Consider the following 23,966-nt stretch of genomic DNA (forward strand, 5'->3'; position numbering starts at 1 on the left):
ACCATAAGTCTACATGTGGAAAATCATACATGTATTTTTGCATGCATGTATTGCGCATACTTGCATATTTGTGTTAAGTTTCGCCTTATGCATATTTGCATGCATGTGGATACTTAGATATGTTAGACAAGATCGTAATGCACATTCCTATAGATGCGTCTTTGGTTGATATCACTGAAGATGGCAATCATTGCATTTTAGGTTTTGACATGCTGGATCTTGATCTTAAAAAAGTTGGTTCATGGGATGTTTACAAGGATGAGGAGGGTACTACCCAACATCGTGTTTTAAATCATGGTTGGGAACGATTACCCACATCGCATACAGCTATGGCGTTTAAATTCTTTCATGAAGGACGTTATTACCCCCATGTAGAACTTAAGGCTTCCCCTGCAAAAATCTTGCAAGGTCATAACGTTTATGGTTCTGATTGGATTGAGGAGGGTGCAATGGAAATGCTTGGTTATCTTGCTGAATCTCATCCTACGCTCTATTCCATGCTTTGTATTTCAGAAACCGAAGTTTTACAGCTTGATGCAACTTATTCAGCTCGTTTAAAAGATGAAAACCAAGTTGCTCAAGTTCTCGATTTTATGCGCAATATGTCCTCTAGACATATTCGTAAATCAGAAAAAGAGATTGTTTATAAAAACACTATTTACTTCGGTTCTGAACGTTCAAAACGCTATGCACGTAAGGTTTACGGCAAATTTAATGAATTTCAAAACCAATTAGAAGAACAAATCAAGCTTTCTAAAGCCAATGATAAGTGCGCTTTACGTGTTGTCAAAGTTATGTCTGATCCTGATTTACAAGCATGGGCGAAAGGGCTTCTCCGCTTTGAAACAGGTATCAAAAAGTATGTTCTAAAAGAACTCGGTTTACCTACTAATTTATTTCAACTTATACGTTATCAACGTGAAAATCCTACTTTTTTAAAAGACCTATGGGTCAAAGCAAACTCTGAAATATTTAAAGCCCTTGAGGGTCATTCTATGAAAGCTCTTGATCATGATTCAATTTATGAAAATTTATGCAATGTTCACAAGTCGATAACTCCAACTGGACAGGTACGCTATACCAAAGCACGTAATCTATTTAACTTCTATTGTGCATTAGAAACGCATGGTTTCTATGTTATGAAAAAGCGTTATTCAGAAACTAGATTTTATGCTTATGTCAAAGATTTACTTCTTGCAGGTTATTCAAAAGCTTACCTCCATGGACTGCTCCCAGTATCCTGGACACGAGACAGCCTCATTTTGAAGCTGCCTCAAATGCTTCTGGGCTCATCCCATCAAGATGCGAATGACGTCTGATTCGATTGTAAAACATCTCGATATAATCAAACACATCTGCACGGGCCATTTCTCGAGTTTTATAGATTCTCTTTTTAATTCTTTCCTTCTTCAGGCTGCTGAAAAAGGATTCAGCAACGGCATTGTCCCAGCAATTTCCGCGACGACTCATACTCGGAACCAAATTATGCTTCTGACAGAATTTCTGCCAGTCTGCGCTGCTGTATTGTGAGCCCTGGTCTGAGTGTATGATCACAGGTTCATTGGGTCTGCGTCGCCATACTGCCATTAAAAGCGCATCCAATACGATATTCCTGGCAAGCGTAGGTTTCATTGACCAACCGATAACTTTTCTCGAATATAAATCAAGAACCACAGCCAGATATAACCAGCCTTGCCAGGTGCGAATGTAAGTTATATCAGTCACCCAGGAGGTGTCAGGTGTGTTTACGACAAACTCTCGATTTAAATGGTTTGGTGGAACAATCTGAGGACGACCGTGACTATGGCTTTTATGCTTCTTATATCCTCGAACAGCGGTAATACCATTGTTCTTCATGATCTTCAGCACACGATTAGGTCCACAGCTTTCACCCAGCTCTTTAAGATCCAGCGTGATGCGACGATAACCATAGATGCCATAACTGGCATCATAAGAAGAACGGATGAGCTGTAATAATCGCTTATCTTCAATAGTCCTGCCTGATTCAGGTTCATGCAACCAAACGTAATAGCCAGCACGGGCAATCCCAAGAACCCGACACATCGTTTTAATCTTAAATTGATGGCTGTATTCAAGAATAAACTGATACTTTACTCGGGCAGGCTTGCAAAGTACCTTGCGGCCTTTTTTAAGATATCCCGTTCCTCTTCAGTCTGTTTAAGCTGACTTTTAAGACGCAGGATTTCTTTCTTTGCCTCAAGCAGTTCATGTTCATCCGGGTTGCTGCGTAAAGGCTGTACTGCCTTTAGCCATTTATAAATGCTGTGCTGTGATACCCCTAAACGTTCTGCGACATCAGTGACAGAATATCCACGTTCAGTAATCAATTTAACAGCTTCATCTTTAAATTCCGGGGTGTATCGTTGTCCGCTCATAATGTTCTCTCCTATGCAAAAATAATAGACGATATTTGTCCAGGAGAGTGGTGGCAGTCCACCAAAACCTACATATTGACTCTAAAAACAACGTCATACCGTTTATCAAACTCGTAGAAATCAATTTCGAAACTCAAGTACCGCCAAACTTTATAGAGCCTGTCTCTACATTCAATCAACGTCAATTAAAACTCGTATCTTAAGGTGAATCTCATGTCTCAACTTATCTTCAAAGCAAAACTCATCAATGTTGATTTAACACCGAATGAAAAGGGGCTGAACATGCGCCTGATCTTCGAATCTGAACGCTTCGACCGTGGTTTAGAAAAAATGGTTCCTTGTTCTCAAAACGTCAAAGTGATTGAAGATCATCATCATATGAAAGATTTTTATCTGTCGTATCGTGGCCGTGAAATTTATTTGCCAATCGAGCAATCGACAATGGACAGAAACATTTATTACAAAACAACTGGTGACGGTAAACCTCTCCAGTTAGAAGAAAAACAAGCTCAAAAAACAGCTTAAAGGATTTTAGAACATGGCATACGTTTGTGAATCAATCCAATTAGTTAACGGTGTTTCCACGTGTGTCGCTTGGATTCAGCAAGTTGAACCTGAGTTTAACTTACTGAATATATCGGTTGCAGATGCGAATTTATTGTTATCTCAAGTCGCTGTTTGCTTTGCAACTGTATTTCTCTACAACGTCATAAATGACGCATTTAAAGGTAAATAATCATGAAAAATCAAAACCAAACTCCAAAAAAAGGTCTTAACTTCGCTCAAAAAGTTCTGATTGTTGCTACTCCCGTTGTAGCTTCAACAAGTGCATTCGCTGAGGGGCCAGACGTTTCTGCGGGTACTGCTGTAATTGCTACTGGTGTTGCTGTTATCGCTTTAATCGGTGCAGCAAAGATCATTCCAAACGCAACAATCCAAGTGTGGGGCTACGTCAAACAAGCCTTCAACCGTACTTAATAAACTTGGGGAGTTCGCTCCCCATTTTTATTTGGAGATCAAAAAAATGTCTTTCGGGTTCTTCTACTTAATTCTTATGTCTGTCTGTTTTTATCTATTGCTAAGGAAATGAAAATGAAAAAATTCCTTGTGTTTTTATTGTCCTTATCAATATGTTTTATGCCATCTCTTGCATTTGCATCCAAAAATTATAATGTTAAAACAATTGTTTACGACCCATTAGAGAAAGTAATTCAAGCAACCACACTTGATAGAATTGCAGATAAAACAATGCAACGTCGTGCATCAATTCCTGTTACTCCTTATGCTACTGGTTCTACTGTTGCTGCTATGGTAAGGATGGGCATTGCTGGTGCGCTTGTTGCTGGTGTTATTTCTGGAGCTGGCTGGCTTATCAAAAATGGTATGGTTGTACAGAGAAAAGATTCAAATAATCCTGATCCTAGTTATCAATATGTTTGGCAATTTGCCAATCAGAATGATTTGAGCTTTGTTTCAGAGTCTGCTGCATGGTCTTACTATGCATCTAAATATAATAAAAAACTACTTCGTATTCATACTATTTCTGAGACTGCAAAATTTTATTATTACGGTACTGCCAATTCTGATTATGCCTATATTTTAAGAGTCAAAAACCCAAAGTATATGGACTGCCACCACTCTCCTGGACAAATATCGTCTATTATTGGACTGCCACCACTCTCCTGGACAAATATCGTCTATTATTTTTGCATAGGAGAGAACATTATGAGCGGACAACGATACACCCCGGAATTTAAAGATGAAGCTGTTAAATTGATTACTGAACGTGGATATTCTGTCACTGATGTCGCAGAACGTTTAGGGGTATCACAGCACAGCATTTATAAATGGCTAAAGGCAGTACAGCCTTTACGCAGCAACCCGGATGAACATGAACTGCTTGAGGCAAAGAAAGAAATCCTGCGTCTTAAAAGTCAGCTTAAACAGACTGAAGAGGAACGGGATATCTTAAAAAAGGCCGCAAGGTACTTTGCAAGCCTGCCCGAGTAAAGTATCAGTTTATTCTTGAATACAGCCATCAATTTAAGATTAAAACGATGTGTCGGGTTCTTGGGATTGCCCGTGCTGGCTATTACGTTTGGTTGCATGAACCTGAATCAGGCAGGACTATTGAAGATAAGCGATTATTACAGCTCATCCGTTCTTCTTATGATGCCAGTTATGGCATCTATGGTTATCGTCGCATCACGCTGGATCTTAAAGAGCTGGGTGAAAGCTGTGGACCTAATCGTGTGCTGAAGATCATGAAGAACAATGGTATTACCGCTGTTCGAGGATATAAGAAGCATAAAAGCCATAGTCACGGTCGTCCTCAGATTGTTCCACCAAACCATTTAAATCGAGAGTTTGTCGTAAACACACCTGACACCTCCTGGGTGACTGATATAACTTACATTCGCACCTGGCAAGGCTGGTTATATCTGGCTGTGGTTCTTGATTTATATTCGAGAAAAGTTATCGGTTGGTCAATGAAACCTACGCTTGCCAGGAATATCGTATTGGATGCGCTTTTAATGGCAGTATGGCGACGCAGACCCAATGAACCTGTGATCATACACTCAGACCAGGGCTCACAATACAGCAGCGCAGACTGGCAGAAATTCTGTCAGAAGCATAATTTGGTTCCGAGTATGAGTCGTCGCGGAAATTGCTGGGACAATGCCGTTGCTGAATCCTTTTTCAGCAGCCTGAAGAAGGAAAGAATTAAAAAGAGAATCTATAAAACTCGAGAAATGGCCCGTGCAGATGTGTTTGATTATATCGAGATGTTTTACAATCGAATCAGACGTCATTCGCATCTTGATGGGATGAGCCCAGAAGCATTTGAGGCAGCTTCAAAATGAGGCTGTCTCGTGTCCAGGATACTGGGAGCAGTCCAATAATCCTAATGAAGAGCCTGAATATATTCCTGTACCTGATACAGAACTTGGCGATAAAGTTAATAATTCTCCACAAGCTCCGCAAATTTTACCTGATGTATATAATCCTAATAATCCTGCGGGCGGTACTGCGCCTAAAACTACTTCTGATGCAATTGATAAAGCAGCTCCAGAGCCTGAAACTCAACCCAATGGTGATACTAAACCAAAGCCTAATAAGGATACTGATGGCGATGGGATTCCTGATACTTACGATCCTGCGCTACCAAGTGCTGGTGAAGAATTTACTTTGCCTGCATTTTGTGAATGGGCAACTACAATGTGTGCTTGGTACGAAAAATATCAAGAAGATTCTAAAAAGACTGATCAACATAGAGAGAATGAGGAAGTTCCATTTTATCAAAAAGTTAAAGACTGGTTAGACTGGACAAAAGAACCTCCAGAAAATAATGATAACGATAATGACGTGGAAACCGAACAGCCTGAACCCTTTGATAATTCAATATTTAGAACTGATCGTTTCTCAGTATCTCGGCAATGTCCAATACCTGAACAACACACAATTTCATTATCTGGTGTTTCAGTAAATTTCTCTTTTGATCTAACACCTTTGTGTAAAGTCCTTGAATTTGCTCGACCTGCTTTAGTTGCATGCTCTTATTTATATGCAGGTGAATAGCCACTAAGTTTGTCGATACCGAATAGTTAGATAAAATAGCTAATTAAGAGGTGTTTTTATGAGTGGCAAACGATTTACCGAAGAGTTCAAGATTGCAGCAGCGCAGCAAGTCATTGAGAAAGGCTACAGTGTTGCAGAGGTTGCGGGAAGATTAGGCACAACGACCCATAGTGTTTATGCTTGGGTTAAGAAATACTTTCCTAAAACACCCCAAGCTACTGCTCTTGAAGATCAAACCAAAGAGTTGGCTCGATTAAAGAAAGAGCTGCAACGAGTTACAGAAGAGCGTGATATCTTAAAAAAGGCCGCGGCGTACTTCGCCAGCCAGTCAAAATGAGGTACGCCTTTATCAAGGATCACCAGCAGGTCTGGTCAATTTATAGAATGTGCTCGGTACTGGAGGTTCATCCCAGTGGCTATTATGCATGGTTGAAACAACCTTTGAGTGCTACAGCCAAACGTAGCAAACAACTGTCAGGCCTGATTAAACAGTTTTGGTTAGAGTCAGGCGGTGTATATGGCTATCGCAAGATTTTCTGTGACTTGCGTGATATTGGTGAGCCTTGTGGAGTTAATCGTGTACATCGACTGATGCGACAGGAAGGCTTGAAATCCCAACGTGGCTATCGAAAACCAGGATATTCAAAGGGCTATCAACCTATTGTTCAAGCCAATACATTAGATCGGCAGTTTAATCCTGCACAGCCAAATCAAGCATGGGCAACAGATATCACTTATATCCGTACTCATGAAGGCTGGCTGTATTTAGCTGTTGTGATTGACCTTTTCTCAAGGTTAGTCGTTGGCTGGTCTATGAAACCAATGATCACTAAAGAGCTAGTTCTTGATGCTTTATTGATGGCAGTTTGGCGTAGATCGCCAACAAATAAAGTATTGGTTCACTCTGACCAAGGTAGCCAATATACCAGTCATGAATGGCAAGCCTTTCTGAAGCAACATGGTTTGGAAAGCAGCATGAGCCGTCGCGGCAACTGTCACGATAATGCTGTGGCAGAGAGCTTTTTCCAATTACTGAAACGAGAAAGAGTTAAACGGAAAATATATTCAACGCGTGCTGAAGCTAGATCAGATATATTTGAGTATATTGAGATGTTCTACAACGTGAAACGTCGCCATGGTGCTAACGACCAGCGGTCGCCAAAGGACTTCGAGACGTTTTATGAAATGAAGCTGGCGTGTATCTAGATTCTTAGTGGCTATTCAAGGCTACATCATTATAGGGGCTTCAAGAAATGGGTAAATTATTAAAACAGTTATTAGATAGCTTTGGTGATGGTTTCTTAAATAGAGCTATCAAGGGTGCTGGTATTTCACTTGTTTCGGGTACCGTTATTCTAGGAATTATAAATTTTTTAATTAGCAAATTTATGTCTGATTTCTTTGTCGTTGGTGATCTAGCCTCACTAGTTGGTGTTGGCGGTTTAGATCAATGTATCTCTATCGTTATTTCAGCACTTATTGCACGTGCAATGATTTCAAGTTCAAACCTTTCATTTAGCAAGGGTAAATAAAATGATTTATTTAATTACAGCCACTCCAGGCTCAGGTAAAACCCTTTGGGCGGTGAATGAGATATTTAAGCGTGTCAATGAAGCTGATCCATGGAACATTTTTAGTAATATTGATGGTTTACGTTTAGATACTGCACAACCGCTTAAAGACAAATTTGAGGACTATCCAGCACGTTCATTGGTTGTCATTGATGAAGCGCAAAAGATCACGCATTTCTCAAAAAAATATAAGCATCCGGTTAAGAATGAATTTCATCCTGAAGTAGAGTTTTTACAAACCCATCGACATGCTGATTTTTTAGATATTATTTTTATTACTCAAGCTCCAAGGCTTCTACATGCTGACGTTTTAGATATGGTTGGCATGCACTATCACTTGCACCGTCCAATGGGAATGAAGATGGCTACTTGGTGGCTTTGGCGTTATCACGTCTTAAATCCAAATACCAAATCAACTAAAGCCGATGCTGAAGATTCTGGAACATTTACATACCCGAAAAACCTTTTTGGCATGTATAAAAGTTCCAATGGTGGTGATGATTCTCACGGAAAAATCAAAATCCCGATGAAAATTATCAATGCAGTTTGGATGCTTGTTCTCGTGATCGGTGCGACTGGTTGGCTCTGGGTAAAATCTCAACCTGATAAAAAAGAAGAAACAACAAAGAAAGAGCAAAGCATAAAACAGGAAATTCCAACACAAGCCAATTCGTCAACACAACAACCTTTAGTACTTGAGCAAGATTGTAGAAAAGGTGTGAATGTCGAAAAGCCTGAATGTGTACAGTGGTTTAATGACATGTCTAAAAACAATGCTTCCATAACAAACGATGGTGCCGTTAGCTATGATTCTTCAAAACCATATGATTTTAAACCACAAGCTAAGATTCAAGTAGTTGATTATCCTAGATTAAATGGTTGTTCAAAATATGATGGTAAATATTATGCTTTTGATCAACAGGGCAATAGAATGCCTACTGTTTCACAAGCTGACTGTAAGAGATGGTTAAATGGTGAAAGACTATTTGACTATACTAAATCACCAGTACAGGTACAAAACAATGCTCAAATCAATAATCAAAGCAGTAGTTCGGACTCTGTTCAACAAGCTACTCAACGAAATATTCCGCAAAAAGTAGAACTTGCAAATAATGTTGTAGAACCGCATTTACAAGCTAAAGTTACGAATGGTGCCAATGATGTTCAGGGATTTAATAATGCATTCTAAACGAGTGTCTACGAGTGACGAGTAGCAATTTAAACATTGAAACTCTTCTTCATGATTACAAGCTCCCTTATGATTTTAAACAGTAGAACTAGAGCGTCCGTAGGCGCGAACGGAGAAAAAATGGATTTCCACATGACATATACTGAAGCTTTCGGAATCATTCTTTTATGCGTTTTTTTTCTCTTTCTTTCTCTTGTATTAGTTATTAAAGCAAATGAAGATTGATTGGCAAAATGTTACATGAACACTTATAAATTAATTGACATGCTTGAAAAATATCTTGAAATGCTTCAACAGAGCAGTGCCGATGATCAAGATATTACTGATGTAAAACTTATGGTTTGGGCTATACAAAAAGATATTAAAATACAAAGATTTATAAATAATTTAACGGTTAGCAATTCTTATTATAGGCGCTAGGATTTCCGCATAACTCTATATTATGTTACTTGAATTACCGTTGACAGCGTTTCAGTTTAAGCTGTCAATGGCTGTCATTGCGATTGTAAGAGCGTTAGCGGTGTGCTGTGACAGTTTATAAGTCATTTAACATAATATACATTATACGAAATGTTTTATTTTAAGTATTTGAATATAAATAATTTCATAAGACATTGGTTCCAGGCATTCGATGGTTTCACTAATAACTTCTCTCACTATCATTAAGCAATTTCCGCTTGCCCCACATGATGATAAGCACGATTAAAATAAATCAGACCCTGATTATGCTGACTCTGTTGAATAGCGACAATATGACAAATAAAAATCGTATGTGTTCCGACTTTCTGAATTTGTTCAATCTGACAATCAAAACTCACCAGAGCACCTTCCAGAACTGGTGCGCCAGTTTTCAGTTCTGTCCAGATTCCATGTTCAAATCGTTCTTCCGGGCTCATTCTGGATGAAAATACTCTGGAAATATGCTGATGATCTGCGCTTAGAACATTTACTGTTAAAATTTTATTCTCGATAAAATGTGTATGTGACCTCGAAGCTTTGTTCATACAGACCAATAATGTCGGAGGCGCATCGGTGACACTACATACGGCCGATGCAGTAAATCCATGACGACCGGACTTCCCTGACGTGGTAACCACATTGACCGCGCTGGTTAACAAAGACATCGCATTTTTAAAGTCTGTTACTTCAATCATTACTTTGTTCCAGAATTGAACCGTAGTTTTATATCGGCCATAGCACACGAGTTCATTACCCAGGTACATCATCTGCATGAATTCTGAGTAGAACTGGCACTGTCTCTTAATCGAGCTGAGGGTTATGTCTGATCTGGAAGATCCAGTCCAGTTAACCCAAACAGCTCACCCTTTGCACGTCACCAAACCGATTACCTGGCCGAGAGTTCTTTTCGGACGATTTCAGCACCTGCGCTTAAAGCGTTGAGCTTGCCTCTTGCAATCTCACGAGCTAAAGGTGCCATACCACAGTTGGTACAAGGATAGAGCTTGTCGGCATCGACAAACTGAAGTGCTTTTCGCAGGGTATTGGCGACTTCCTCTGGCGTCTCAATGGCATTGCTTGCCACATCAATGGCCCCGACCATTACTTTTTTACCTCGAATCAGTTCAATCAGCTCCATTGGCACATGGGAGTTGTGACATTCCAGTGAGACGATATCGATTTTTGATTGCTGTAGCTTTGGAAAAGCTTCTTCGTATTGGCGCCACTCTGAGCCCAGTGTTTTTTTCCAGTCGGTGTTGGCTTTGATGCCATAACCATAGCAAATATGTACGGCCGTTTCACATTTAAGCCCTTCAATTGCTCTTTCCAGGGTGGCAACGCCCCAGTCATTCACTTCATCAAAAAACACATTAAATGCCGGTTCATCAAACTGGATAATGTCTACGCCGGCAGCTTCCAACTCCCTGGCTTCTTCATTGAGGATTTTGGCAAATTCCCAGGCCAGTTTTTCTCGGCTTTTATAATGCGCATCATACAGCGTATCAATCATGGTCATGGGACCTGGCAGCGCCCATTTAATCGGTTGATCAGTTTGCTGACGTAAAAATCTGGCATCTTCAACAAAAACCGGCTTTGGGCGAGACACAGCACCCACCACGGTTGGTACACTGGCATCATAACGATTACGGATTTTAACTGTCTCACGCTTCTCAAAATCAACGCCGCTCAGGTGTTCAATAAATGTGGTGACAAAATGCTGACGGGTTTGTTCACCATCGCTGACAATATCAATCCCTGCGAGTTGTTGTTCCTGCAGTGACAATCGTAAAGCATCCTGTTTACCTTCAATCAATCCCTGATCCTGTAATTTCCAGGGTGACCAGAGTTTTTCAGGCTCTGCAAGCCAGGACGGTTTCGGTAAACTGCCAGCAGTTGAAGTGGGTAATAATTTTTTCATAATCAATGGCCTTATATTCTGGATAAATTGATGAGCACGGTACTTTAAACAGAGCAGCTCGCAGACCACTGTTCAAGAGTCGCCTGGTAGGGTTTGATAAATTGTTCTTCAACAAATTTCCCCTGCTCAATCGCCAACCGGCTGCGTTCTTCCCGGTCATAAACAATGCGGGTCAGTGAGTAATCCTGGTGCTTCAAACTTGGTTGATAAGATTTTCCTGCTGCAGAATTGGCATTGTAAATCTCAGGTCGGTAAATCTTCTGGAAGGTTTCCATGGTGCTGATGGTGCTGATCAGCTCAAGATTGGTGTAATCACTGAGCAAATCGCCGGAAAAATAGAAAGCCAAAGGCGCAACACTATTCGGCGGCATGAAATAACGAACTTTCAACCCCATTTTATGGAAATATTCATCGGTTAAAGAATATTCATCCTGCTGGTATTCGGCCCCTAATACAGGATGCTGATTTTCAGTACGCTGATAGACCTTACTACTTGAAACACTGAGGCAAATCACGGGTGGTTTTTTAAAGTTTGTTTTGTAAGTATCTGAATGAATGAAACTCTTAAATAAATTACCATGCAAGTCACCAAAGTTATCTGGTGTACTGAATCCAGACTGATTTTTATTATGATCCAGCAAGAGCACGCTGAAATCATAATCACGTACATAAGAAGAAAAATTGTTGCCAACAATGCCTTCAATACGTGCATTGGTTTTTTTATCAACAATATTGGTTTTCAGGATTTCAATTAAAGGCAACGCATTTGCATTGCTTTCAGCATCAATATTCATCTCAACAGAAATGATTTCAAGTTCGAGCTTATAGCGATCTGCTTTAGGATTATCCCAATGCGCCAGGTCATTGAAACGATTGTCAATCATCTTTAAAGTGTTGCGCAGGTTCTCCTGGCGACTCTCGCCTCTGGCCAGATTCGCAAAATTGGTGGTGATGCGCGTATTGTCTGAGGGATGATAGTTCTCATCGAAACAAATACTCTTAATCGTAAATCTAAACGCTTGGCTCATTGTGATCTGACACCCTAATTTCTGTATAGTGTGATTTATACCTGAATCGCTACATGAATAAAAATGATTTTATCTAACGTAAAGATGAGAGAAATTCATGTATGGAAGTTATGTTGTATGAATTAAGAATGAAAAGTAGAAAGCGGGTTACATCATTTTTGATCAAATAAGTCAGTTAAACCAACATAAAATTCCTGAAAATAATGCGCCTGGTTGCATCTCCAGGTTATCTCCAGAAACACATAAAACCTCAGCGTATAGACGACCTGAAAGAACATCTCTTGTATATATGTCCGGTTATTGATGGATCATTCATTACTGTCATGGAATTTTATTGAAAATGGCAAAACCATTCAGTTTAAGGGACAGGGGCTGTTGGTTTTAATCAGTATTGATCAGATTTTACAGGCCGTGCTGAATTGATTATGGGCTTGCTTATTTGCCGGAGGCACTGGTGAATGCGGCCATCCAGGAGCAACAGCGGGTCTCATTACTGGATGACTACACTATTTCCGTGCCACTATTTTATTTGTTTTATACCAGTCGGCGCTTGACCTCCCCTGCCTGCAAGGTGATTAAGGGTGCACTGACGACCAATTAATAACACAGCATCCATTCCATTAAAAATCCGGACTGGCGCAACGACAGTATTCAGCACGGTTTTTCAGGCAGTTTCAATCCGCCACATCCACCATAACACACCTGCCATGCAGATGATGGCTGGATAAACAAACCACGGGTGTGGAATGGTGAAAATCATGATGAGCGTTGCAACACTCATACTGACAGTGGACAGATACTTTACTTTTTTCGGTATACGGCGATGCTGCTTCCATTCCCGGATCAACGGGCCAATATAACGATTATTCATCAGCCATGTATGTAATCTGATCGATCCCCGTGCTGCAAAAAATACCGCCAGTATCATAAAGTCCACTGTCGGCAAGCCCGGGATGAATATACCAAGTATACCCAGACCAATACACAGCCAGGCCATGACGATACACAACCCTCTGATGAGCATTGATTTTGAAAGCTGATGTTCAATTTCTGCCACCAGTTCGTCTGACTGAGACTGATTCTCAGGCCGGGCTTTGTCCATGTTGATCCCTCTGTATCGATGTGATTGACTATTGCAGTTGTTCCAGATTTTCAAGTAACTGCCCAAACCTGGCAAAACCCTGCATGGCGCCTTCAAGCACCTGGTCCTGCTGTTGCTGGTTGAAGCCGGCGTCATCCAGTGCCTGTTTAAAACGCTTCCATACCCGCATACGACCTTCCGGATAAGCCGCCAGGTTTCTTGCACCGGACTCTGCCGAGAGTCCAAGTCTGCTCTGGGCTTCCTTAAACAGAAAAGCTGCGCCCAGGGTTGAGCCTTCTGAAACGTAAATCCAGCCCAGCGCTTGTAAACAATCAACCTGTTCCGTTGCAATTTCAGTATTTCGGGGAGCCACGCCCAGATCTGCCAGATCCTGTAACGCCAGCTGTGAGCGCCCCCGCATGTCTACGTCCGGAATAATGCTGGCAATTTCCGGATATTGGTACAAATGTTCAACATCACGCTGAAAATAGTACTGGGATAAAGTGAATTGGGCATAACTGGCTTTGCTGTCAAAGACATGGGCCTGGTCCATCAGCTGTTCCATTCGGTCATGTTCATGCACGGTTTCGGTTTTCAGACGCTGGGATAAACCTGGCGCAGTGTTCAGATGGGTTCCGGTATTCATACGATGGTCCTTATGAAAAAATTAAACAACGATTGACTGTGTGTCTGAATAAATTTTTATGGAGTCTCTTTTAGAACTTCATGGTCAGACCTGCCCGGAAGGTACGTCCGGGACTGGGCATATAGCTCTGTGCCAGCGCGTCCAGATAGTAACGATTGGTGATATTTTGCAGCGAAGCATTCAGGGTAATGCCCTCCTTCAACTGATAATTCATAAAGGCATCCAGTAAGGTAACAGGATGATACTCAAGCTGTGGTGTCGTTACTCCCATCTGCCACGGTTTATCAACCACGGTTGTTGGTCCGGATGTATAGCTGATCCGACCACCAACCGTCAGACGTTTATCCAGCAATCGCTGGCCCAGGGACAACCTGGCTGCAAACTTTGGTGGATTCTGAGTGTTGGTATAAGAACCCATATAACTGCCGGGTGTACAATCGGGTGTGTCCTGAGTTTGCTGATATCGTGTAGGAACAGAGCGTAGATAGGCTGCAAATTTGTGATCACAGGTCTCGGTCGCAAAGTAATAGGTTGCAGACAAATCAGTAAAAAAACCACCATTGTCATAATTTGACTGAAATTCGAGCCCATCAATCCGGTAATTGTCAGTATTGCTCATGGTCATGACCCCCATCGTGTTGGGATCATAATATCGGGTAATATAATTTTTAATGTTTGTGTTGAAATAAGCCAGTTTAAATGAGGCGGAATCTCCATCGGTCAGCAGATTGTCCAGCTGGGTATTTGCTCCGATTTCCCAGGCTCGCATACGTTCCGGTTTCAGTCCGGTCCTCGCTTTGATCTGCTGTGTCCCCATGGTTGTATCAAACAGCGAAGGCATGCGGACAGCGTTGGTATAACTGGCATACAGGCTGGTTTGCGGCAGAATCTCATAGTTGAGACCAAAAGCCGGAGCAAAGCCATGATCATTGGCTGATAACCGCTCATCCGGTTCAAAACCTGTCACGCTCTGGATCACTTTCGCGTCGTAAACTTGTGTACCGACAGCCCCATATTCGTCATAGGGAATGCCTGCAAACGGATTATTACTATCCTTGAACACAAGGGCATTATGCAGCCGGGGATCCGTCGCATCTGTAAAGTTACCATTTTCATCAGGGAACCATCTCATGAAATCGCCCCATTCTCCTTCTTTTCGATATGCCCGGACATAACGGGTGTTTCGCTCCTGATAAATCGTCGTATAATTTTGATTACGGTCCTGGGTATGAAAAGAAGAGAACCGGCCACCGGCCCACAAATGAAGCTGATCAGTCGGATGGAAATCCAGTTGTGCATTCAGATCAAATGCTGAACGATAAGCATCCCGAACGATCTGATTCATATGCCTGTCATGTATGGAAATCTCGACACTTTTTTGTGGACGGATATCCTCATACTGAAATGAACTGCCCAGATTCAGACTGAACAGGCCATATCGGGTGGAAAAATCAAAACGATTGGACAAATCCCCACCTACCCGCTGATTGTCCAACCGCATCCAGGCACGATCTGTAAAATATATCTGTGAAGGCGGCGCTGCAAATGAACCGTTCAGTTGTTCACTTTTGGTATGTGTCCACCATAAATTCCCGTTCAGGTGAATCAGGTCCTGATCAGCGGGTTCATATGCATAGCGGGCGGTTACCGTATCAATTTTTATTTCCCCCGGTGGATATTGATAAATCCCGCCATTGGACCGACGGAAGATATCCGAAGGCATGATCTCACCGAACTTACCTTCAAAACGCCGATAACCCAGTTGCAACTTATGACCATCGGCGGGACGAATGATGCTTTTCAGCAACCAGGACTCTGTTTCAGATGAACTGTTGAGCACTTCGGTATCTGCTGCATAAGAAGTTGCGGTGGAGAGACGATTTTCAATTCCCTCATCAAAAATACGATAACGCTCATAACCGTGTTTCCCGGCAAAATAGTTGCCCTGTTTACGACGTGCATAAGCAGCGACCAGGTCTATTTTGTCACTTTGCCATGCATAGGCTGCTGTACCTGCTTTGGCACTATTATCCAGAAAATCACCTTTTCCTTTACGGGAGATGGCTAGCAGTTTACTTTCATCTGGAATAGGGTCAGTGCCGCGTGGTGCCGGTTTGACGCTGTTGTCCATAAGCTCCCCGGTGACCCGAAAACCACTTTTTTTTCCCGGCAACAGAATATCTGCCGGCATCAGCGTTGACATGGCAACTGTACCGCCAATACCACCGGCTGGTGCGCCTGCATTATTCGGACCTTTGGTGATGTTAATTCTGCTGATCAGATCCGGATCAAAATAACTGCGTTGCTGTGTCCCGGCATAACCCCGGTAAGCGTCCATGCCCTGTCTGGCACCATCCACTGTAATGACAATACGCTCTTGCCCCTGAACTCCGCGAATATTGACATCCACCCCACCGCCATTACGACTGTCACCGACCTGAACGCCAGGAACGCCCTTCAGTACATCTCCCGTAGAAATATTGCCATAACGGTCCATCTCTTCCCTGGAAATATGAATGCTCGATGGTGTCGCGCCCTGTGCAGTGACTTTAATGGGCGTCATCGTCACTGGGTTTTCATTTGCCTGTGACGGCTGATTGACTTTGATTCTGCCTGCCTGCTCTGCATTGCCAGACGCCCGTTTTATCACGGATGATTTTGCCATACGGACAATGACATAGCCCTTATCGGTTTTCTGCGCCTGCAGACCATGTGGTGCCAGTAATGCTTTAAAACCATCATCTACCCCATAGCTTCCTTTTAAGCCCCGACTTTGCAGATGCAGGACCTGCTTTGGATTAAAGGCAAATGCCATTTCTGATTGCGCACTGAAAAGCGTTAAGGCCCGGTCCAGCGACATGGCCGGAATATCATAGGCATATGTTTTAGAGGTGTTCTGAGCAATTGCAGTCTGTGGCGCAGTTAAACTGCCTGTGACCAACATGGCTGAAACAACAGCCTGATGTATTGCAACCGCCAGTGGGCGTGCAAAGAAGTGCGCCATTCTCTTAACTCCTTTCATTATTGATTCAATCGCAGGATCAACATAAAAATATATTGCTCTTATAGGTGTTAATCCCTGAAGGAGGCTGGAGTATCATTTTTTTAATGCTTTTTTGCTTTTATTTTAAATATTATTTTCAATCAATAAGTTATTAAAGAACGTTTTTTTAATTCTGATGGGATAGGTGTCTTCCAGTAAGTTAATCATCCGATCCAGATGATTAATTGGATAAGTCCCTGAAATTTCAATCTGATCCAGCGCTGACGGTTTGAACTGAGGATCAATTTTGACCTGGACACCATAATTCCGTTCAATTATCCTGGCAAATTCGGCAATACTCATCCGATTGACCGTGACCATGCCCTTACGCCAGAGCAGTTGTTCAAATTGCATTTTCTGTACAGGGTGGAAATGGCGGGGGGTGAACATCAGCATGTCACCGGCCTGAAGCATTTGCTGTTGCTGTGTCTGAGCGGTCGTGACCTGAACAGCATGTTCAGTTACGGTCACAATGGTATGCCCCTGTTGTTGCTGCACATTGAACGCAGTACCCAATGCCAGCATACTGCCATCCTGACTGAGCACTCTGAACGGGCGATGCCGGTGATCTTTTCCTGTTTCAATATAGATTTCACCAGACCGTAAAATAATATTACGCTGTGTCGCTGTGTACTGAACGTCGATGGCCGTCTTACTGTTCAGGCTGATGTGTGTGCCGTCTTCCAGCTCAATATTTTTTTGCTGGCCGTAAGGCGTTCGATAATCCGCCAGCCATGCCTGCTGGTGCACAATATACGCTGTCATTGCAGCCACAACAGTGCCGCATGCCAGTACAATAACCAGATTGCCCGCAAATGGATTGAATAATGATGGCTGGCTCAGAATATTCCGAGCCATTGAAGGCGGGACCTGTCGGCTATGCTGCTGTAGTTTCTGGCGTATTTTTTCAGCCCGTTTCCAGACTCGCTGGTGCTGGGCACTGCTGTTTTTCCATTGCTCAAAGGCTGCCTGCTGTGCCTCATCCAGTGGATTTTCCTCCATCAACAACAACCAGTCTGCGGCTTGTTCTAAAATGGTGGCTTCATCCTGTTGCATTTTTTTCACTGACAAACCTTTTTACCCAGACTCTTGTTGACTCAGCAGGCAATCCGCTTTATTCCACATCCATAACACTTAAACAGCACAGCATAATTTTTTTCATATCACGTTTGACCGTAATTAATGAGACATCCAGCTGTTCTGCAATCCTGGCATAATTCAGCCCTTCAATTTGCCACAGAATAAAGACTTGTTTTTCCCTGTCCTTTAGCCCCCTCATAATACTGGAAAGCTCCAGTAAAGCCTGAATCACAATAACTTCCTGTTCCGGAGAAGGATAATATTCTGTTTCCTGCAGGAGTAGACTGTCCTGGTAGGCCTGTTCAATCTGTTTGCGTTGCCACCATTTATTGGCCAGATTCCTGGCAATGGTGGTCAGTAAGGCACGTGGTTGCTCATAACTGTAGCGTTCATGATGCTGAATAATTTTGATAAAGGTATCATGTGCAAGATCAGCAGCCAATGCATCCTGTTTGAGTCTATTCCTTAACCAGCCATATAACCAGGCATGATGATTCTTATACAGATATTCGACGGAATCTGACATGATGGGAATAATTGCTATATGAAAATAATTATCAATTATAGCTTTACTGGTTTGATTATTCAAATCTTCCAGTCAGTTTGCTGTTGGTAGATATCCGGCTGACTGGCCAGACCGGACCTGTGGCATTTACTGCCGCACATCCGGAAAGCCAATGAATCGGTCGGGTGTCAGGCCCCGCTTCTTTTCCTGTTCATGAACATCTGATCTGTTTCCCGGGACAACACGCCACCAATTAATGCAATCGGCTGGTACAGTGCTGATGATCTGGAGGCGACTTCCTGTGCTGAAATATCAATCTGTTCAATGCCTGCATTGCGGATGCCATCTATGGATGAAGCCCAGATCACTTCCCTGATGCCGGCCCAGACCATTGCACTCATACACATTGAACAGGGTTCACCTGTTGTGTATAAAGTAACATCTTCCCATCCCTTACTGCCATTTCTGGCAACATAGTCATTAATCGCCTGAATTTCACCATGCAGAATTGGGTTGTCTCCACTGGCATTGACTCCCCTGGCCAGTATTTCTCCGGTTTTTCTATGCACAATCACGGCACCAAAAGGATAATAAGGATTTTTTGCAGCTTCTTTTATCGCCTCTTTCATATAACTTTCATGTTTTTTCATTTCAGTTTCGGGCAGTGATGCTGATCTGAGTGGCCTGGCTGCCACCGTGGTGGCGGTCAATGGGATGACCATTGCAGCCCCCATCATTTTCAGTAACTGTCTACGATTGTTATCCATATGGATTTACCTCATTGTTCAATGGATGATGATGTTTTATGACAGGGGTTGATCATCAACATCTGTCTGGACCAGATAAATCATCACTAAAATGATGATTGCAGAAAATTGAAATGCATTACCCACACCATTCCATTGCGTGGACATCCACATGCCAAACCATTCACCGCCAATGGACATAAAACCAGTCTGCCAGATTAGAAAACCAAGTGTGAGTCCAGTGATGGCAACTGACTTTTTCCGATTAAACACCCCTGCAGGCTGTCTGATATTGGAGAAAAGTACAATACAACCACTCCAGCAAATGATTGCTGTCAGTAATTCCATAAAAATAATAAAGATATAAGCCGCATGATGCAGCAACTCGGGTTTGATTGCCCGATAGTGAATGCCTGCATTCGGAAAAATGGTATCCATTAACAGTACATGCCGGACAAACTCAAGATTTGTCCCATAATCTGTCATGTTTCCAAATGCAACCAATGATGTCAGCAGGGCGATGGCCCCCACCAGTATGGTTTTAGATAATCGGATGATCATGGTAATGATCCATCCTGTATGTCCGGGGTTGAAACCTGTCTAAAAATATCATCATGTTTTTTATAAAGTCAGTTAAATACCGGAAGGATGCTCAGATCAGAATGAGACAAATTGCATAAAATTTAATTCTGTGGATAATCAGTAACAGTTAGGATTGGCTGGCAATGCATCAGGCATCATCAAAAATCCAGACCCGATTCAGCCCCATGCCACACCTGTTTTCCGCTGATGCTGACTGATAAATTATCGAAGATCGACAATAATTGGAACCCTGTCTGCGTTGTGTATTGTAAATGGATCGATATTTATTCATGACACAACTATCGAAACTGTAAAAAAACGGAAGAGCTATGTATAACTCTCCCGTTATGTGTTTTTCAATCTGTTGATCAGGCGATTCGCCATCCTTTGGCCTGTCTACGCTGAGCAAGGAAATGTGCATAGCGTCCGGCTTTTGCAGTCAGCTGTTCATGTGAACCATGTTCAACAACAGTCCCCTGGTTCATCACCACAATCTGATCAGCCATACTGACGGTGGACAGCTGGTGAGCAATCACAATCAGGGTATGTTTTCCTCTTAATCTGGCCAGGGTTTCTGCAATGGCCAGCTGATTTTCGGCATCCAGCGCCGCCGTTGCTTCATCGACCAATAGAATCGGCGCATTTTTAATGAGCGCACGGGCAATGGAAATACGCTGACGCTCACCACCGGACAACCGGGTACCGCCCTCACCGACCGTTGTATTCAGTCCTTCCGGCAAACGTTCAATAATTTCTGATACGCCGGCCAGTCTTGCTGCTTCCATGATTTCCTGTTCACTGGCATCAGGTTTACCAATACGGATATTATCTGCAATGCTTCCTTCAAACAAATAGGTCTTCTGGAAGATCTGACTGATCTGACTGGACAGCTGTGAACTGCTTAACTGACGGATGTCAACATCGCCAATCATTACAGCACCCTGTGTGACATCAAAAAATCTTGCAATTAAGTTCGCCAGTGTCGATTTTCCTGAACCGGATGCACCAACCAGCGCAGTCATACTGCCGGGTTCAATACGCAGACTGACATTTTTAATTACATCTGCCTCATTGGCTGAATAGCGGAATGAAACATTTTTTAGTTCAATGGCATTTGAACGGGGTGTCTGTGGATTCATCGGTTCTGCCAGTGGCTGAATCTCAAGAATTTCCTGAACAGCATTCAGCTGACTGCGTGCGCCTCTTAAAGCCTCACCATAGCCGGCAACGTCCAGTAAGGGATCAACAAAGCGATTGACCAGCATCAGAGCAACCACCAGTGCAATAATCTCACCAGGGTTTAAGGCAGAGCCCAGTAACTGGTTGATTCCCAGTGCGGCCACAACCAACAACGCAGAAAATACAATCTGGACCACCCATGCATTGAGAACCACTGACGCCGTGGAAATATAGATCAGTCTGGTCGCAGATTTTTTCTGTTTATCAATGGCCTGTTCCAGAAAGCGTGTTCCACCGCCCTCACCATTGAACGCTCTGAGTACGGACTGGGCCTGGGCAAACTCCACCATCCGCTGACTGGTCAGACCGGAAGCATGATGATATGCCTCATCTGCATGTGTACCCAACCGGGAAGCAATGTAGAAAACAACCGCAATAATCGGCAGTGCAACCAGGGCAATCAGGCCCATTTCCAGATTCAGGAACAATAAGGCAATGGTCATGACCAACGGAGCGACGGCACCACTGATCACCGGTGTAAATAAATGTGCCGGCAACTGGGCAATTTCCATCATGCCCTGGGAAACCACATGGCTGAGCCTTGAAGTATTCTCCGGGTTAAACCAGCCAACCTGAAGAGTCGACACATGGTCACCAATACGCTGACGGGCTGTGGACAGCAAAGCATACCCGACTTCAATCCCTGCATTTTCAACCTGCTTACGCAGTATCCAACTGGCCACGACACCGACAAATAATGCCACCAGCCATGTTGACGCAGCATTGACATCATTGTTCAATAAATGGCTGACGATGGGTACCAGTGTCACAATGGTCAGACCACTGATCACACCATAAAAAGCCGTCATCAATGCATAGCGATGAAAGATTGGTGCATCATCGCCCAGTAATCGAATAAATGTTCTGATCATGATTCCACCACCTTCTCTTCATTCATTTCAGAATAACCACCCAATGCCCAGAGATGTGCATAACGGCCATTTCCGGCCAGTAGTTCCTCATGGCTGCCCTGTTCTTCAATCACGCCTTTTTCAATCACCACAATGTTGTCTGCATGCATGATGGTATCCAGACGATGAGCAATCACCAGCAGCGTACGTCCTCTGGCAAAAGCGGAGAGTGCCTCCTGAATGGCCACTTCATTTTCCGCATCTGCCGCAGCAGTTGCTTCATCCAGTACCAGAATTGGTGGATCAAGTAAAATTGCCCGGGCAATACTGACCCGCTGTTGTTCACCACCCGAGAGCTGAGCATCTTCGCCGATTACTGAATCATAACCACGCGGCAACTGCAGAATACGCTCATGAATATTGGCTGCCCGTGCCGCATCTTCAATTTCCCGGACAGAAGCTCCAGACCGCCCCAGTGCAATATTGTCCCGGACGCTTGCATGAATCAGACGTACTTCCTGTAGGACAAAACCGATATGCTGATACAGCTCATTGGTCGGGATCTGACGCAGATCCGTGCCATCCAGGCAAATCCGTCCTTCAGATGGATCAAAAAAGCGCAGTAATAGCCTGGCCAGTGTGGATTTACCTGAACCGGAAGAACCCACAACGGCGGTCACTGTGCCGGGTTTCAGCTTCAGATTGATATTGGAAAGCACCGTATTTTCCGCATTGTATGCATAACTGACATTTTCAATGCTGATTTCCGGCAATGCTGAAATTTTATGCCTGGATCCGGATTGTTCCACCTGAGGCAGGACCGGTGTCTGCAATAAAGACTGTACCCGCTCAGCAGAACCGGTCGCATTACGGAGGCCGTGCGTAATAAAACTCAGCAGCAGCAATGGCCCTGAAATACCCGGTGCGACCAGGGCAAATGGCAGTACTTCAACCGGTGTCATCCAGCCCAGTTGAACAAACAGGGTTCCTGCCACCAGCACAATCCCCAGTACCGACACCGGCGCAACAATGGCATTGGCTTTTGATGTGGACTTGACCAGCGGTCTGGTAAAATTCTGAAACGTTGTGGCAAAGGACTGTACTGCATCGGTATAGCTTTTATGTGCCTTTCCTGTGGCACCAAAGGCTTTGACAACCGGAATGCCATTCACAAATTCAACAACGGCATTGTTGATCCGGGTCAGACCGCCAATGAATGCTCCCATATTGGTTTCACTGGCTTTCATGGCCTGATTGATCACCATAAAGAAAATTGGAAACGGGAGAATTGAAACAATGGCCAGTCGCCAGTCCATAAAAAACAGATAGACCACTGAAATTAAAATTGCACCTATTGCCCGACCGAGGGTCGTAAAAAAGTGTGCTGTTAATTCGTGCAGGGTACCAATATCATCCTGCATGGCCTGTTTGACCTCACCGGATGCCCTGGAGGTAAACCAGCCCAATGGGACCTGGGACAGGCGCTGCGTTGCGGCCAACCGCAGATGATGGGTAATATGGTTATCAGCCAGATGAGCAATCACTTCGCCGGCAGTCAGCATGGCCAATCCGATAAATAAACTGACGATACTGAAAATAACCGTTTGCCAGACATCCTGCTGTGCCTGGCTGATCGCCGTTAATGCGCTGATGTCCTGATTGCCCAGGGCAATACCTGCAATATGTGCAATTCCGGCTAAAGGTACAAGCGTCAGCATTGTACCCAGGCCCGCAAGTACAGATGCAATGATCAGCCGACCTCGGATCGGTCTCAGAATCTGACTGACTGGACCAGGACGCTTTTTATCTGTCGGGGTATCTTGAGGGTTCATGAATGCTCCTTGGTCTATGCGAAAGAATAATGTTCAGACTGGATCCCTTTCCCGGGCATAAGCATCACTGCGACTTGATAAACTGCAATGATGCAATTAAACCAAATGGGAATAATTATCATATGCAAAGTGCATACATATAACATCGGACAAAATAGCCAATAAACTTTTCAATCCGGCCACGCCCGGGCAGGATTGTACTCAAACAGTGTTTTCTGATT

23 protein-coding genes and 1 pseudogene are annotated in these 23,966 nt (G+C 43.3%); 11 read left to right on the forward strand and 13 right to left on the reverse strand.

All coding sequences use genetic code 11. The annotated features are described in order from the left end of the window. Positions 1-119 precede the first annotated feature (119 nt). Positions 120-1,319, forward strand: coding sequence for a phage/plasmid replication protein, II/X family (locus ACT6PV_RS06885; RefSeq protein WP_445115676.1), 1,200 nt, complete (start codon positions 120-122; stop codon positions 1,317-1,319). Here ACT6PV_RS06885 and ACT6PV_RS06890 read toward each other — a convergent pair. Further along, a protein-coding gene (locus ACT6PV_RS06890; protein WP_445114732.1) for an IS3 family transposase occupies positions 1,258-2,396 on the reverse strand; the annotation gives its coding sequence in 2 pieces (ribosomal slippage) (positions 1,258-2,138 and positions 2,138-2,396; 1,140 coding nt in all). The genes ACT6PV_RS06885 and ACT6PV_RS06890 overlap by 62 nt on opposite strands. A gap of 62 nt (positions 2,397-2,458) precedes the next feature. Here ACT6PV_RS06890 and ACT6PV_RS06895 point away from each other — a divergent pair. The 9 genes and pseudogenes from ACT6PV_RS06895 to ACT6PV_RS06935 form a co-directional block, all read left to right on the forward strand. Beyond that, positions 2,459-2,599: pseudogene (locus ACT6PV_RS06895) on the forward strand (phage/plasmid replication protein, II/X family); the annotation flags it as partial. A 10-nt stretch (positions 2,600-2,609) separates the two neighbouring features. Continuing rightward, positions 2,610-2,921: a hypothetical protein gene (locus tag ACT6PV_RS06900; RefSeq protein WP_445115677.1), complete on the forward strand. Its 312-nt coding sequence runs from the start codon at positions 2,610-2,612 to the stop codon at positions 2,919-2,921. A gap of 213 nt (positions 2,922-3,134) precedes the next feature. Further along, positions 3,135-3,374, forward strand: a complete 240-nt coding sequence (locus ACT6PV_RS06905) for a hypothetical protein (protein WP_445115678.1) — start codon at positions 3,135-3,137, stop codon at positions 3,372-3,374. A 747-nt stretch (positions 3,375-4,121) separates the two neighbouring features. Continuing rightward, positions 4,122-5,260, forward strand: a protein-coding gene (locus ACT6PV_RS06910) for an IS3 family transposase (RefSeq protein WP_445114732.1) whose coding sequence is annotated in 2 segments (ribosomal slippage) — positions 4,122-4,380 and positions 4,380-5,260 — 1,140 coding nt in all. Because the reading frame shifts where the segments join, the coding sequence is not laid out codon by codon here. After that, positions 5,241-5,975, forward strand: a complete 735-nt coding sequence (locus ACT6PV_RS06915) for a virulence factor TspB C-terminal domain-related protein (protein ID WP_445115679.1) — start codon at positions 5,241-5,243, stop codon at positions 5,973-5,975. Before ACT6PV_RS06910 ends, ACT6PV_RS06915 begins: the two co-directional genes overlap by 20 nt. A 58-nt stretch (positions 5,976-6,033) precedes the next feature. Further along, a protein-coding gene (locus ACT6PV_RS06920) for an IS3 family transposase (protein ID WP_445114756.1) occupies positions 6,034-7,181 on the forward strand; the annotation gives its coding sequence in 2 pieces (ribosomal slippage) (positions 6,034-6,280 and positions 6,280-7,181; 1,149 coding nt in all). Positions 7,182-7,228: 47 nt separating this feature from the next. Then, entirely contained in the window at positions 7,229-7,507 is a 279-nt protein-coding gene (locus ACT6PV_RS06925) for a DUF2523 family protein (protein ID WP_445115680.1), read from the forward strand. 1 nt (position 7,508) lies between these two features. Beyond that, positions 7,509-8,735, forward strand: a complete 1,227-nt coding sequence (locus ACT6PV_RS06930; RefSeq protein WP_445115681.1) for a zonular occludens toxin domain-containing protein — start codon at positions 7,509-7,511, stop codon at positions 8,733-8,735. 240 nt (positions 8,736-8,975) lie between these two features. Continuing rightward, a complete protein-coding gene (locus ACT6PV_RS06935) occupies positions 8,976-9,155 on the forward strand; it encodes a hypothetical protein (RefSeq protein WP_445115682.1) in 180 nt (59 codons plus the stop codon). Positions 9,156-9,397: 242 nt separating this feature from the next. Here the strand turns inward: ACT6PV_RS06935 and ACT6PV_RS06940 are convergent, their stop codons facing one another. From ACT6PV_RS06940 to ACT6PV_RS06950, 3 genes are all read right to left on the reverse strand, one after another. Then, entirely contained in the window at positions 9,398-9,889 is a 492-nt protein-coding gene (locus tag ACT6PV_RS06940) for a flavin reductase (protein WP_445115683.1), read from the reverse strand. Positions 9,890-10,080: 191 nt separating this feature from the next. Further along, positions 10,081-11,112, reverse strand: a complete 1,032-nt coding sequence (locus ACT6PV_RS06945) for a methionine synthase (RefSeq protein WP_445115684.1) — start codon at positions 11,110-11,112, stop codon at positions 10,081-10,083. 44 nt (positions 11,113-11,156) lie between these two features. After that, entirely contained in the window at positions 11,157-12,140 is a 984-nt protein-coding gene (locus ACT6PV_RS06950) for a DUF1852 domain-containing protein (RefSeq protein ID WP_445115685.1), read from the reverse strand. Positions 12,141-12,594: 454 nt separating this feature from the next. On the opposite strand from ACT6PV_RS06950, the gene ACT6PV_RS06955 reads away from it, so the two are divergent. Beyond that, a complete protein-coding gene (locus tag ACT6PV_RS06955) occupies positions 12,595-12,741 on the forward strand; it encodes a hypothetical protein (protein WP_445115686.1) in 147 nt (48 codons plus the stop codon). Positions 12,742-12,804: 63 nt separating this feature from the next. Here ACT6PV_RS06955 and ACT6PV_RS06960 read toward each other — a convergent pair whose 3' ends face one another. From ACT6PV_RS06960 to ACT6PV_RS07000, 9 genes are all read right to left on the reverse strand, one after another. Beyond that, positions 12,805-13,242: a YbaN family protein gene (locus tag ACT6PV_RS06960; protein ID WP_445115687.1), complete on the reverse strand. Its 438-nt coding sequence runs from the start codon at positions 13,240-13,242 to the stop codon at positions 12,805-12,807. Between the two features lie 28 nt (positions 13,243-13,270). Beyond that, positions 13,271-13,867: a biliverdin-producing heme oxygenase gene (locus ACT6PV_RS06965; protein WP_445115688.1), complete on the reverse strand. Its 597-nt coding sequence runs from the start codon at positions 13,865-13,867 to the stop codon at positions 13,271-13,273. 70 nt (positions 13,868-13,937) lie between these two features. After that, a complete protein-coding gene (locus tag ACT6PV_RS06970; RefSeq protein ID WP_445115689.1) occupies positions 13,938-16,871 on the reverse strand; it encodes a TonB-dependent receptor domain-containing protein in 2,934 nt (977 codons plus the stop codon). Between the two features lie 123 nt (positions 16,872-16,994). Then, on the reverse strand, positions 16,995-17,966 hold the full coding sequence (locus ACT6PV_RS06975; protein WP_445117054.1) for a FecR family protein: 972 nt from the start codon (positions 17,964-17,966) through the stop codon (positions 16,995-16,997). A gap of 58 nt (positions 17,967-18,024) precedes the next feature. Next, on the reverse strand, positions 18,025-18,516 hold the full coding sequence (locus ACT6PV_RS06980) for a sigma-70 family RNA polymerase sigma factor (RefSeq protein WP_445115690.1): 492 nt from the start codon (positions 18,514-18,516) through the stop codon (positions 18,025-18,027). Between the two features lie 167 nt (positions 18,517-18,683). Further along, positions 18,684-19,262, reverse strand: a complete 579-nt coding sequence (locus ACT6PV_RS06985) for a nucleoside deaminase (RefSeq protein ID WP_445115691.1) — start codon at positions 19,260-19,262, stop codon at positions 18,684-18,686. 36 nt (positions 19,263-19,298) lie between these two features. Continuing rightward, positions 19,299-19,802, reverse strand: coding sequence for a DUF2165 family protein (locus tag ACT6PV_RS06990; protein ID WP_445115692.1), 504 nt, complete (start codon positions 19,800-19,802; stop codon positions 19,299-19,301). A gap of 389 nt (positions 19,803-20,191) precedes the next feature. Next, positions 20,192-21,934: an ABC transporter ATP-binding protein gene (locus tag ACT6PV_RS06995; protein ID WP_445115693.1), complete on the reverse strand. Its 1,743-nt coding sequence runs from the start codon at positions 21,932-21,934 to the stop codon at positions 20,192-20,194. Beyond that, the gene (locus ACT6PV_RS07000) at positions 21,931-23,745 is read right to left on the reverse strand and encodes an ABC transporter ATP-binding protein (RefSeq protein ID WP_445115694.1); all 1,815 of its coding nucleotides are present in this window, start codon (positions 23,743-23,745) and stop codon (positions 21,931-21,933) included. The genes ACT6PV_RS06995 and ACT6PV_RS07000 overlap by 4 nt, the downstream gene beginning before the upstream one ends. Positions 23,746-23,966 lie beyond the last annotated feature (221 nt).

It is taken from the genome of Acinetobacter sp. WZC-1 (assembly GCF_052544965.1).